This is a genomic window from Chromobacterium sp. W521 (genome assembly GCF_052805975.1).
Map to the genome: position 1 here is coordinate 39116 of NZ_JBRBAF010000010.1, position 12880 is coordinate 51995.

The 12880-nt window shown below is 62.2% G+C and carries 8 protein-coding genes; 2 read left to right on the forward strand and 6 right to left on the reverse strand.

Annotated features, from left to right (window positions below):
* Positions 1–2 precede the first annotated feature (2 nt).
* Complete coding sequence (locus tag ACUXV1_RS16505) at positions 3–512, forward strand: ureidoglycolate lyase (protein ID WP_043638238.1); 510 nt, start codon at positions 3–5, stop codon at positions 510–512.
* Between the two features lie 110 nt (positions 513–622).
* Entirely contained in the window at positions 623–1990 is a 1368-nt protein-coding gene (locus ACUXV1_RS16510) for a nucleobase:cation symporter-2 family protein (RefSeq protein WP_446016069.1), read from the forward strand.
* Between the two features lie 166 nt (positions 1991–2156).
* On the opposite strand, the gene ACUXV1_RS16515 is transcribed toward ACUXV1_RS16510, so the two are convergent.
* The 6 genes from ACUXV1_RS16515 to ACUXV1_RS16540 form a co-directional block, all read right to left on the reverse strand.
* Positions 2157–3614 (reverse strand): sensor domain-containing diguanylate cyclase, encoded by a 1458-nt coding sequence (locus ACUXV1_RS16515; RefSeq protein WP_052370561.1) that lies wholly within the window; start codon positions 3612–3614, stop codon positions 2157–2159.
* Between the two features lie 386 nt (positions 3615–4000).
* Positions 4001–5701 carry a hydrogenase maturation protein gene (locus ACUXV1_RS16520; RefSeq protein WP_446016068.1) on the reverse strand — a complete coding sequence of 567 codons (1701 nt, stop codon included), beginning with the start codon at positions 5699–5701 and terminating at the stop codon, positions 4001–4003.
* A 220-nt stretch (positions 5702–5921) separates the two neighbouring features.
* Complete coding sequence (locus tag ACUXV1_RS16525; protein ID WP_446016067.1) at positions 5922–6662, reverse strand: LytR/AlgR family response regulator transcription factor; 741 nt, start codon at positions 6660–6662, stop codon at positions 5922–5924.
* On the reverse strand, positions 6650–8365 hold the full coding sequence (locus ACUXV1_RS16530) for a tetratricopeptide repeat-containing response regulator (RefSeq protein WP_203389461.1): 1716 nt from the start codon (positions 8363–8365) through the stop codon (positions 6650–6652). The genes ACUXV1_RS16525 and ACUXV1_RS16530 overlap by 13 nt, the downstream gene beginning before the upstream one ends.
* 88 nt (positions 8366–8453) lie before the next feature.
* Positions 8454–10610 carry a UvrD-helicase domain-containing protein gene (locus ACUXV1_RS16535; RefSeq protein ID WP_446016066.1) on the reverse strand — a complete coding sequence of 719 codons (2157 nt, stop codon included), beginning with the start codon at positions 10608–10610 and terminating at the stop codon, positions 8454–8456.
* Positions 10611–10729: 119 nt separating this feature from the next.
* Positions 10730–12820: an acyltransferase family protein gene (locus tag ACUXV1_RS16540; protein WP_081555216.1), complete on the reverse strand. Its 2091-nt coding sequence runs from the start codon at positions 12818–12820 to the stop codon at positions 10730–10732.
* Positions 12821–12880 lie beyond the last annotated feature (60 nt).

Below are 12880 nucleotides of genomic sequence, written 5' to 3' on the forward strand. Positions count from 1 at the left end.
GCATGACGATTTTAAGCTTGGAGCCTTTGACCAAACAGGCTTTCGCCCCGTTTGGCGATGTGATTGAAGCCGATGGCAGCGATTGGTTTCCCATCAACCAGGGCAGTACTCGCCGCTATCACCGGCTGGGTCTGATCGATGTCGCCGGCGACGGCGGCCTGCCCGGCATCAGCATGGCGCGCGGTGACGCGCATCATCTGCCGCTGGAGATCCGCATGCTGGAGCGGCACCCGCTGGGCAGCCAGGCTTTCATCCCTTGCAACGGCGTCCCTTGCGTGGTGGTGGTGGCGCCGGCTTGCGTCGGCGACCGGCCGGACGAAAGCCGGATCCGAGCCTTTCTGGCGCGCGGTGATCAGGGCGTCAACTACCATCGCGGCACTTGGCATCACCCGCTGACTTGTCTGGAGCGGGCCGGCGATTTCATCCTGCTGGACCGCATCGGCGCCGGCGACAATTGCGACGAGGCAATGTTGTCGCAGTCCTATCTCATCCAATCGGTCGGCGCGGGCTAGCCTGCGTCGATCTCTTTTTTAGCGGTCAAGGAGTCGATTGTGTAATACCAGCAAGTCGTCAGGGCGGCGATGTTTTAAAAAGCGGCCCGACATCTACAAAGGAGACGAGCATGGATTCCAAGCTGTCGGTGCACCCGGTGGATCAACGCCTGCCCTTGGGCAAGCTGTTCACCCTGGGCCTGCAACATGTGTTGGTGATGTACGCCGGTGCGGTGGCGGTGCCGCTGATCATCGGCAGCTCCCTGGGCTTGCCCAAGGAGCAAATCGCGCTCTTGATCAGCGCGGACCTGTTCTGTTGCGGGGTGGTGACCTTATTGCAGTGCGTGGGCGTCCGCGGGCTGGGCATCCGCCTGCCGGTCATCATGGCGGTGACTTTCGCCGCAGTGGGGCCGATGGTGGCCATCGGCAGCAATCCGGCATTGGGCCTGCCCGGCATTTTCGGCGCCACCATCGGCGCCGGGGTGCTCAGCTTGTTGGCGGTACCGCTGATGGGGCGGTTGATCGGCTTGTTTCCGCCGCTGGTCACCGGGGTGGTGATCACGGCCATCGGTCTGTCCATCATCCCGGTCGGCATTGATTGGGCCGCCGGCGGCAGAGGCAACCCGGACTACGGCCATCCGCTCTATCTTGGGGTATCGGTGGCGGTGCTGGTGTTCATTCTGCTAGTCACCCGTTATCTGAAAGGCTTTTTCTGCAATATCGCGGTATTGCTGGGTTTGTTGTTCGGCTTTGCCCTGGCCCTGCTGCTGGGAAAGGTTAATTTGGGCGGCTTGGGCGAGGCGTCCTGGTTCGCGCCCATCACGCCCTTCCATTTCGGCATGCCCCGCTTTGAGCTATGGTCCATCCTGACGTTGACCGTGGTGATGCTGATCATTTTTGTGGAGTCCATGGGCATGTTCCTGGCCCTGGGGGACATTGTGGAGCGTCCGGTGGACAGGGCTGCCTTGGTGAGCGGTTTGCGGGTGGATGGGTTGGGCACGGTGATAAGCGGTCTATTCAATTCCTTCCCGCATACTTCGTTTTCCCAGAACGTGGGCCTGGTGGGCGTCACCGGCGTCAGCAGCCGCTGGGTGTGTGTGATGGCCGGCGGCATTCTGGTCGTATTTGGCTTGGTGCCCAAGATGTCGCTGATCGTGGCGTCGATTCCGCCCTTTGTGCTGGGCGGGGCCGGCCTGGTGATGTTTGGCATGGTGCTGGCCACCGGGATCAAGATTCTGGGCAAGGTGGATTATCAGACGCAGCGGCATAATTTACTGGTGGTGGCCATCAGCCTGGGCTTGGGCATGATTCCGACGGTGTCGCCCGGATTTTTTCGGCACTTGCCGGAAGTGCTGGCGCCCTTGCTGCATAGCGGCATTCTGTTGGCCACGGTCAGCGCGGTGGTGCTGAATGTCTGGTTCAACGGCCTGGCGCGGCCACGGGAAACGGCGTCCAAAGGTGCCGAGCTTGGGGAGGCCGCATGCCAGCGGCCGTGTTGAGACGGCCCGGGCTCAGAGCCTGTTCAAAGTCTGCTGCGCTTTATCGGGATGAATAGAAGAAGGCGTTGAAACCCGCTTCGACATGCTAATGTGCCCTGTGCGCATTCCGCTTTCTCAGGGTTTTTCGCCTTATCTTGTCTTTGCTCGCGAGATCGTAAACAGGCTCTTAGGCGGTTTCAGCGCCGGCCGCCGCGATCTCGCGCTTATTCCCATACATCTTCCGGTCCGCCACCGTCAGTAGCTCATCGATCAACAAGCCGTCCTCCGGGTAATAGGCGATACCGATGCTGACGCCCACCGAAATTAAATGATCGTTGACCTCGTAGGGTTGATGGATCACCTGCTTCAGGCGATTGACGATTTTGTCCGCCTCGCGGTTGGATTCGATATCTTCCATCAATACCACGAATTCATCGCCGCCCAGCCGGGCCACCGTGTCTTCGCTGCGCAATTCTTCCTTGATGCGGGCTGCGATCAGTTGCAGGATGCGGTCGCCTGTGATGTGGCCGTAGGTGTCGTTGACCGGCTTGAAGCGGTCCAAGTCAAGGAACAGCAGGGCCAGCCGCTTGCCGCTGCGATCCACGCGCGAGATGGCGTGCTGCAGCCGGTCGTAGAACAGGTTGCGGTTGGCCAGTCCGGTCAGGCGGTCGTGGTTGGCCAGGTAGAATAGCTGGTTTTCCCGCTGGCGGCGGCCATGCGCCAATTGCAGATAGTGATGGGACACCAACAGCAGGCCGGTCAGCAGAGCCAGTGACAGGACCAGCAGCATGCCCCATTCGAATGTGCCGATCTGCCGCCAGCCCAGTTGCTGGTTGATGGTGAGCAAGAGCGGCTGGTTGGCGCCGCCCAGCGGGTGGCGGGCTTCCAGGCGTGGGAACAGCAGGGTTTCCAAGGCACTGGCGCGCTCGGGGCCGCGCAGCAGGGCGGGTTGGCCTGGAGGCGGATCGTTGCGGTGGAACAGGCGAACTTCCACGCCTTCCCGCAGCGATAGCGGGCTGGGCAGCAGACTGTCGGCGCGTATCGCCATGGCGGCGAAGTGCGCTGGTGCCAAGGAGGCGGCCAGGGGCTTGCTCAGCATATCGTCCACGGCGCGGATGAGCAGGTAGCCGGCCGGGAGGCCGGGCAGTTTGATCTGACTGGAAATTTCCATCCGGCCGCTTTCCAGCGCGTTCTGTAGAGTCTGGCGCGCGGCTTGCAGCCGACCCAGGTCCGCGGCCAGCAGGTTGGGCTGGGGCATGGGTTCGATGAAGGCGAGCGGGAACAGGCCAAAGCGGCTTTCCCAGCCGTCGCCGCTGGCCGCGGGCATGGGGAGCGTTTGGCCGTACAGTTGCTTCAGACGTTGGCCGAACATTGGCAACTGGTCGGGGCTGATGCGTTCGATGTGACCCAGCCACTGGATTTGCGGATAGCGGCGCAGTAATTGCCGGGCAAGCCTTTTTTCGGATGGCAGATCCTGGCGGCGATCCAGCGCGCTAAAGGTGGCGTAGCTGTCCAGCACGGTTTCATGGCTTTGCAGTTTTTGATTGAGCTGTTCTGACAGCAGCAGAGCGTCGCGGTTGAATTGTTGTTCGGCGCCTAGCAGCGCGTGACTGGCGATCGACAGAGCGACTAGCGCACTCAGCACCAGCCATATCGCGATGCATCCTGCATAAACCAGCCGTGTCCGCATGTAGCAACCGTTAGGAAGGGGGAAAGAGGGGATGTCAGATTTTATAAGAAGGCGCGGTTATTTTTTAGCTTTGACTGATGAAAAAGCGGTTTTTAAGTAGTTGTACGTAAAACAATGCTGTTGTTTTTCGTCATGAAATTGAAATCAAACGGCCCGTTGAGGCGGGCCGTTTTAAGGGTGAGAACAGCGTGATGGGTTTTAGAACCTGTTTACGGTCTCGCGAGCAAGGGCGGGAGAGGGCGAAAACGGCTGAGAAAGCGGAATGTACGAGTGGCACATGAGCATTTCGAAGACGGTTTCAACGCCGTATCGCCAACGCGCGGCAGATTATGAACCGGTTCTTAGCGCGTCCGGGCCCAATCGGCGACCAGGCGCTGCGGCGTGCCGCAGGCTTTACGCTTGAGCACGAAATTGCGGCATTTCTCCAAAAACTGGCCGCGGTTTTCCACCATGTCCTGGCGCATTTCCAGCAGCTCGGTCTGGCGGCAGCGTTCCATCCGCTCCAAGTCCAGCTCGGCCTTGCGCGCGCGCTGCGGGCGGAAGCGGTCGTCGTTCAACGCCAGCCCGGCGGCTTGCCGCAACCAGACGCCAAAGTCGTGCGGGTCGTGCGGGCCGATGTCGTGAACCATGCCCAGGCGCCAGGCTTCGCGCGCGCTCAGCGGCAGGCAGGCGTCGGTGAGCAGGCGAGCCTGTTCTTCGCCTACTGCGCGCGGCAGGCTGTAGGTCCAGTATTCCGAGCCGTACAGGCCCATGGTCTTGTAGTGGGGGTTAAGCACCACGCCGCCGCGGGCGAACACCAGGTCGGCGGCCAAGGCCAGCATCACGCCGCCGGCGCCGGCGTTGCCGGTCAGGCCGGACACCACCAGCTGGCGCGCGGTCAACATTTCCTGGCAGACGTCGTCGATGGCCTGGATATTGGCCCATGCCTCCAAGCCAGGTTTGGGCGCGGCCTGGATCACGTTGAGGTGGACGCCGTTGCTGAAGCTGCCGCGGCCGCCGCGCACCAGCAGCACGCTGGTGTCCTGAGCTTTCGCCCAGCGCAGCGCCTCGCTCAACCGTTGGCATTGTTCGGTGCTCATCGCGCCGTTGTAGAACTCGAAGGTCAGTTCGCCTACGCGGCCGTATTCGCGGTAGCGGATGGGCTGGTAGTTTTCCTCGCAGTGAGGGTGGGTGTTGATGGACCAGTCCAGCCGCGGCACGCCGTCCAGCAAACCGGCCAGCACATGTCGCGCCGGGCGCTTGAAGGTTTCCTCGCCGGCCTCCGGTTTGCGGCGCAGCGCGCCCAGCCACAGGCTGTGCTCGCCGGCGCCCACCAGCACGGCGTCGTCGTGCACCGCCAGCAGTTGACCCGGCTGGCCGGCGCGGTAGTCCAGATGGGCGTCGTAGACGTAGTAGTCCCCGCCGGCCAATTGCGTCAGCACGCCGGGCTGGCCGTCGGCGGCGTCGATGCGGCGCTTGATCTCTACGGCGGGCTGTTGCCACAGGAAAGCGCGGTCGCTTTGCTTCATATTGGGTTGCAGCCGGCCGCGCACATGCGCTTGGCCGTAGTCCAGCGGCGCCGGTTCGAAGCCGGTGCCGAATTTTTCCACCACGTCGCGGATGCAATACATGGCGGCGTCGCTCACCGGGCCGTTGTAGAGCTCGGATTTACGCGTTTCCGGCGGCATGTCGAACTCGCAGCTGGACCAGATCGGACCCGCGTCCATTTCCGCCACCGCTTGCAGTGCGGTGACGCCCCAGCGTTTTTCTCGCAGGGTGATGGCCCAATCCAGCGCTGAAGCGCCGCGGTCGCCGACGATGCCGGGGTGGATGATGACCACCGGCCGGCTGCTGTCGCGCCACAGGGTTTCCGGCACCCGGTCCTTGAGGAAGGGGCAGATGACGATGTCGGCGCCGGATTGCTGAATGTTGGCGCTGACTTCCTGCTCGTTGGTGAACAGTTGCACGCTGACTTGGTGGCCGGACTGGCGCAATTCCAGCCAGGCGCGCTGGGTGAGTCCGTTGAACGCCGACGATAACAGGATGATTTTCAATGACCGCATGACCGCTCCTTGCCCTAAATGGAATGCATGGCCGGCGGCGGAGCGCCAGTTCGGCCATGTGCTTGGGCGAGGATGATAGTTTTAGTCCGAATAATGACAAATGATTAATGTCAAGCTTGATGCGATTGAAAATCAGAACGCATTATTCTGTCGAAAATAATGACAGATGCTGTGTTTTTGTGAGCTGTGTATTTTTGCGGCGGATTGAGAGGGAGGGGGCCTAGTCCTGCTGGTTCAGGCATTGCTTGATGCCGGCCAGTTGCCGCCGGCTGACCGGCAGAGGTTGGCCGATATCGGCCAGGCGTACTTGCCATTGTTCTTCGCCGTCGGCGTTGGCGCGGAACAGTTCGCGCAGCGCGTGACGCATCACCAGGCAATTGCGATGGATGCGCACGGCGGCGTCGCCCAGTCTTTGCTCCAGCGCGATCAGGGTTTCGTCCAGAAGGTATTCCGCGTCCGGCGTCACCAGGGTCACGTATTTGAGTTCGGCTTTGAGATAGCGGGCCTGGGAGAAAGGGATGGGCAGCAGGCGGTCGCGCTGGCGCACGGTGAAACAGGCTTCCGGCTGCGGCGCTTCGCCGCGCTGGCGGCAGGCGCGTTCCAGCGCCTGGCGCAGCCGTTCGCGACGCACCGGTTTGAGCAGGTAGTCTATGGCTTCCAGTTCAAAGGCGTTGACCGCGTACTGTTCATGGGCGGTGGTGAAGATCAGCTGCGGCGCCAACGGCTGGCGGCGCAGCTGCTGGGCCAGTTCCAGGCCGGAAACACCGGGCATGGAAATATCGGCCAGCACGATATCGGCCAGGTTCTGCGCCAGCCAGGCCATGGCCTGGCGGCTATCGGTCAGGCAGTAGACGTGTTGCAGCCCTTGTTCCCGCAAGAGCTGGCGCAGTCGTTCACAGGCCAGCGGCTCGTCGTCCACCACCAGCGCGCGCCAGTCTTGCCAGGGGCTTACAGCACCCATTGCGGCTTGCCCAGCTTTTCCACCAGCATGCGCCAGGCTTGAAGGATTTTCTGGAACTTGTTGTTGGTGGGGGCGATGTCGCGCACCTTGCTCAGCATGTCGTGGGCGCGGCGCATATGGCTTTCGTGCCAGCCTTGACGGTGGACGTAGGCCATGGTGGCGTTGATCAGGTTGAGCATGACCTGAATGTTTTGGGGCATTTCCTCGTGGGCTTTGACGAAGCGTTCGATGGCGGAGTCGAACTGGCCGGCCTGGGCTTCCCGCACCGCCTGGTTGTTGAGTTCCAGCACCGATTGCACGTTGTCCGCGATCAGTTGGCGGCCGTCTTCGCCCAGGCCCACTTCTTCGAACATGTCCCCGAAGCGCGCGAGCAGTTCCTCGTCGTCGTGATGGTTGCGCACCAGATCGCGCATCACATTGTTGCCGGCGTCCTTGTGCCCCTGGGCGTAGCAGGCGCGGGCGAACTCCATCTGCGCGTCGCTGCTGAGCTTGGGCGCCAGTTGGCGGAATTTCGCTTCGGCGTCGCTGAACAACTGCCGGGCCTTGTCGCGGTTGCCTTTCTTGTTTTGCAACTGGCTGTCCACTACGGAAGCCATCCATTCGCCTTCTTCGTTGTAGCGGTAGTCGCGGCGGAGGTTGGACAAGGTGCGGCCGACATTGGCGGTGTCGCCGCGCGCCAATTGCACCCGCGCGAGCGCGGCGTAGTGGGTGGGGCTGCGGTGCCAAGTGTATTTGGCAATGTCCAGGGTGGTCTGGCAAGCGTCTTCCGCGACTTCCAACTGATTGTTGAGCAGGGCCACTTCCGCCAGCTGTTGCTGGCGGCGGAACACGACCGGGGAGATGTCGGTGGCCTGCTTCAAGGTGGCCTGGGCTTCGTCTAGGTTATGGTTGCTGCGGTAAAGTTTGGCCAGCCAGTCGTAGGCTTCCATCACCCGGTCGTTGTCGGTGAGCACTTCTTCGAACAGCAGCCTCGCTTCGTCGTAGGCTTTCAGCCCTGTCAGCGATTTGGCCAGACCCATCTTGGCCCAGGGCACTGGCTTGATGCGCAGCACGTCCATGTACAAGGAGCGCGCGCTGTCGAAGTCGCCAATCTTCAGCGCCAGCGAGCCCTTGAGTTTCATGAAGTCCAGCGTGAATTCGCCGCGCTCGCTGATCAGACGCGAGCAGACTTCGATGGCGCTCAGGTATTCGTGGCGCATGATGGCCTCGTCCACGAGGCGGAAGGCTTCGCGCCGGCGCATCGCCTTCTCCAGCCGTTCTCGCAGCACTTCGCCGGTGAAGGGCTTGAGCAGGTAGTCGTCCGGCCCCAGTTCCGCGGCGGAGATGACGCGTTGGGAGCGGCGCTCGCCGGTGACGATCATGAAGACGCAAGACTGTTTGATCAGGTTGCGTTCCTTGACCTCTTCAAACAGGTAGAGGCCGTCGTAGCCGTTGCCCAGATCGTAGTCGCACAGCACCACGTCGAACTCGTATTTGCCCATCTTGGCCAGCGCGTCGCCGGCCTTGCTGGCGTACTCCACCTTGTCGGCGCCGAAGGAGGATAGGGTCATCGCCAGCGCGCGCTGCATTTCCGGCAGGCTGTCGATGATCAGGAACAGGCGCTTGCTGTACGGGTCATCGTAGCCTTTTCGTGGCGAGGCGCTGCTCTTGCCCGCGGCGGCGACGCTTTGGAACGTGGTCGAGTTGGTGTTGGCTGTGCTCATCTCGCTATCTTTGACGATTCTCCGCAAACTGTCATTAGTGTGACTTATAAAAATCGCTCAAGCGGCCGCGGCTGCGGCGGGAAGAGGCTCAGCCGGCGCTTAGTTTGGCGTAGCGCAGATCCAGCCACTTCACGCCGTGTTCGGCGAAGTTGATTTGCAGACGCACATCCTCGCCGCCGCCTTCGGCGTTGATCACCACGCCGCTGCCGAACTTGGCGTGCTCGACGGATTGGCCGATGCGGAAGCCCTGGCTGTTGTCAGCGGCCACGCGGCCGACTTTGGGGACCGTGCGCCAGGATGTGTTTGTCGATGCATTTGTCTTGGCCGGCGCTTTCACTTTAGCAGATAGGTCGTGGGTGAGCTCCGTCGGGATTTCGTCGACGAAGCGAGAGCGGATCGGATAGCGGCTCTGGCCGTGCAACATGCGGCTTTGCGCGTTGGACAGATAGAGCCGCTGGCGGGCGCGGGTGATGGCCACGTACATCAGCCGGCGTTCCTCCTGCAGGCCCTTGCCGTCATTCATGCTGTTTTCGTGCGGGAACAGGCCTTCTTCCAGGCCGGAGACGAATACGGCGTCGAATTCCAGCCCCTTGGCGGCGTGAACCGTCATTAGCTGCAACGCGTCGCTACCGGCTTCGGCCTGGTGCTCGCCGGCTTCCAGGCTGGCGGCGCTGAGGAATTCGGTCAGCGCCTGCGCTGGATCGTCCGGCATGAAGCCCGCGGCGGCGTTGATCAATTCGTCCAGGTTGGCCAGCCGTTCTTCGCCTTCCTTCTTGTCCTGTTCGTACATTGCGCGCAGGCCGGAGTCGTCTATGGCCAGGCTGACGGCCTCGGCCAGCTTCAGTTCGCGGCTGCGCTCGCGCATGCGCTCCACCAGCAGTACGAATTCGCCCAGCTTGGCGGCGGTGCGGCCGCCGCCGGAGGCGCAGGCGGCCTGCCACAGCGTGACGCCTTGCTCGCGGCTGACCGCCTGCAGGCCTTCCACCGTGCGCGCGCCGATGCCGCGCGCCGGCACATTGATCACGCGCAACAGCGCGTTGTCGTCTTCCGGGTTGGCGATCAGACGCAGATAGGCCAGCGCGTGCTTGACTTCCTGACGCTCGAAAAAGCGCAGGCCGCCGTAGATGCGGTAGGGAATCTGGGCGTTGACCAGCACATGCTCCAGCAGTCGCGACTGGGCGTTGGAGCGGTAGAGAATGGCCATGTCGGAGAGGTTGAAACCATCGCGCTTGAGGCTGCGCACCTCGTCGGTGATGAATTCGGCTTCCTCGCCGTCGGAATAGGCCTCGAACAGACGGATCTTTTCACCCTCGCCGGCGTCGGTCCACAGATTCTTGCCCAGCCGGCCGTCATTCTGCTCAATCAGCGCGTTGGCGGCGTTGAGGATATTACCCATCGAGCGGTAGTTTTGCTCCAGGCGCACCGGCTCGCTGACCGAGAAATCGTTGAGAAGGGAACGCATATTGCCCACTTCCGCGCCGCGGAAAGCGTAGATGCTCTGGTCGTCGTCACCGACGGCGAACAAGGAACCGTCGTCGCCGGCCAGGAGCTTGAGCCAGGCGTATTGTAGACGGTTGGTGTCCTGAAACTCGTCCACTAGGATGTGGCGGAAGCGGCTGCAGTAGTGCTGGCGCAGGGCCTGATTGGCGTTCAGCAGTTCGTAGCTGCGCAGCAGTAGCTCGGCGAAGTCCACCACGCCTTCGCGGCGACACTGGGCGTCGTAGGCGGCGTACAGTTCCACCAGTTTGGCTTCGTAGGGATTGAGCGCCGGCGGCAGCTTGTCGGCGCGCAGGCCGGCTTCCTTGCTGCCGTTGATGAAGCTTTGCACCGCGCGCGGCGGAAATTTCTCGTCGGACAGTTCCAGGCTTTTCAGCAGGCGCTTGATGGCCACTTGTTGGTCGGCGGAGTCCAGGATCTGGAAGGTCTGCGGCAGGCCGGCGTCGCGGTAGTGCGAGCGCAGAAAGCGGTTGCACAGGCCGTGGAAGGTGCCTATCCACATGGTGCGCACGTTCACAGGAACCATGCTCGCCAGCCGGGTTTGCATCTCGCGCGCGGCCTTGTTGGTGAAGGTCACTGCCAAAATGCCGCTGGGACTGGTCTGCCCGGTGGACAGCAGCCAGGCGATGCGGGTGGTCAGCACCCGGGTTTTGCCGCTGCCCGCGCCGGCCAGCACCAGCGCGCTCTTGTCGGGCCAGGTGACGGCGCGCAGTTGTTCTGGATTGAGGCCGGCGAGGAGATCTGTCATGGCGAGGTGTCTATCTGGTTCAGGCAAAACGCCATTTTACACTAGGCGTCGACGTCGTCGGCATTGCGTGGGGAAAAGCGAAAATGGCAGCCAAGAGGCTGCCATTCGCAGGGGAGGGTTTAGCGTTCGGCGCTTCTTGCCCAGTCGAAGCTGGGACGGAAGCTTTCCGTCAAGGTCAGCGCCATGCTGGCGGTGATGTGGTCCTTGTCTTGATAGCGCACTTTGCCATCACGGCTGGCGAAGCAGGTTTTGGCGTCGCAGAACTGGTCCAAAGGCTCCCACAGGCGGATATTCGCGTGACGGGCGGCGACGCGTTGCAATAGCTGAACAATTTGCAGGCGACGGCTCTCAACTTCAGCACGCGGAACATCGCAGCCCGCAGCGCCCAAGCGGGCGACGCATTCCGGCGGCGACTTGCTCATCTCCGCTTCCGGCAGCACTAGGACGATCTTCAGTCCCAGGCCGGCCATGTCTTGCGCGCTGCGGTTCAACGATTGTTCCAGGACTTGCAGCGAGGTGGCGCGGTCTAGCGGAGCGACGCCGGCCTTCATGCCGCCGGATAGGTTGGGAGTGCCGTCAAGGCCTGCGGCAACCAGCCCGGTCATGGCGGGCCTGCCCGGCAAGTCTTGTGCGGTGTAGCTGTTCCAGCGCGCATTGAGGAGTACCCCGGTGACGCCTTGGGCCGCCAACTGAGGTAGTTCCGCGCGCACGGCTCGGGCGAAGTTGGGGCACCAACTACGTTTTTTGCCTTCGCCCACGGGCATGGCGTCGGCCAGGGGCGGGCAGCCGTGGTAGACCCGGCGCAGGATGGCGACGCCGCTCTCTTTGGCCAGTGTGTCGTACAGCGGCATCAGATGATCGGTATGGGAGTCGCCCCAGGCCAGCAGTTTAAGCGGAGCGCCGGGCGAGCCGATCAGGCATTGCGAGCGTGAGGGCAAAGGGGCACCGTCGGCCGGCATGCCGCAATCGCCAACAAAATGAAAAGCGTCGCGTTTGGCCTGCAGAATATTTTGCTGCCCCGGCCAAGGGAAGCGCTTGGGCAGGTACATAGCGGCAGTCCCCAGCAGCCACAGGCCGAGAGTGATGCTCAGGCCGGTCCGCAGCGTGGATTTGACGTCGCGCAGCTTTCGCCATTGCCCTCGGCGCAGTGGTTGCTCCACATAGCGGTAGCTCAGCCAGGCCAGAGCCAGCGCCAGGACTCCGCCCAAGAGCATGTCGCGGGTGAGGTCGCGCTCGCCCAGGCCCCAGTAGCGGCCCAGCGCCAGCAGTGGCCAATGCCACAGATAAAAGCCGTAGGACAGCAGACCGATGCTGGTCCACGGACGAGAGCCGATGCAGCGGCTTATCGGATTGGATGCGTCCAGCATGCCGGCCAGAATGAATAGCACGCTGCCGATGACCGGCAGCAACACAATGACGCCGGGAAAGACCATACGCTCATTCAGTAGCGCGATTGATCCCAGCAACAGCGCCAGGCCGAGAGCAGCGATGGGCAAAGCCAGACGCCGGCCTCCGCGCGGGGGTGGTAGCAAAGCCAGCAAGGAGCCGGCGGCGAATTCCCAGGCGCGGGCGGGCATCAGATAAAAGGCTTGCGGCGTATCGCGATAGCTTAGCCATAAGCTCAAGCACAGTGATCCAAGCAGGACCGCACCCAGCACCAAGCGCATGCGCGAGTCGGTAACATGGCGATCCGCCTTGCTCAGACGGAAAACGGCCCATAGCAGCAAGGGCCAGACCAGATAATATTGCTCCTCCACCGCCAGCGACCAAGTGTGAAGGAAGACTTTGAGGTCGGCGTCGGAGTCGAAATAATCGAAGGCGTGTTTGAGAAAGTGATGGTTAGCGGACAACGTGGCAACCGCGCGCACTTCTCGTCCCAGTTTTATCTGGTCGTCCGGCAGCATCACGAAATAGGCCAGAACCAGGCTGGCGGCCAGCACCAGCGCTAGGGCCGGAGCCAGTCTGCGGATGCGACGCGCGTAGAATGCCTTGAAGTCAATGCGGCCTTGCGCCAGCAATTCCTGACGTAGCAGGCCACTGATCAGAAAACCGGAAATGACGAAAAAAATGTCTACGCCGACAAAGCCGCCGCCGAATCCAGGCAGGCCGATGTGGAAGGCGACCACGCTGAGCACGGCCAGTGCGCGCAAGCCGTCGATGTCCGGCCGGTAAGCTTTGGCATCGATGCAGGAATGAGGAGTGAGCGACATATTGCAGAGAGATCAAGCCGTGATTCGGGCTTGAATAATAAAAACCAGGCATTTTATCTG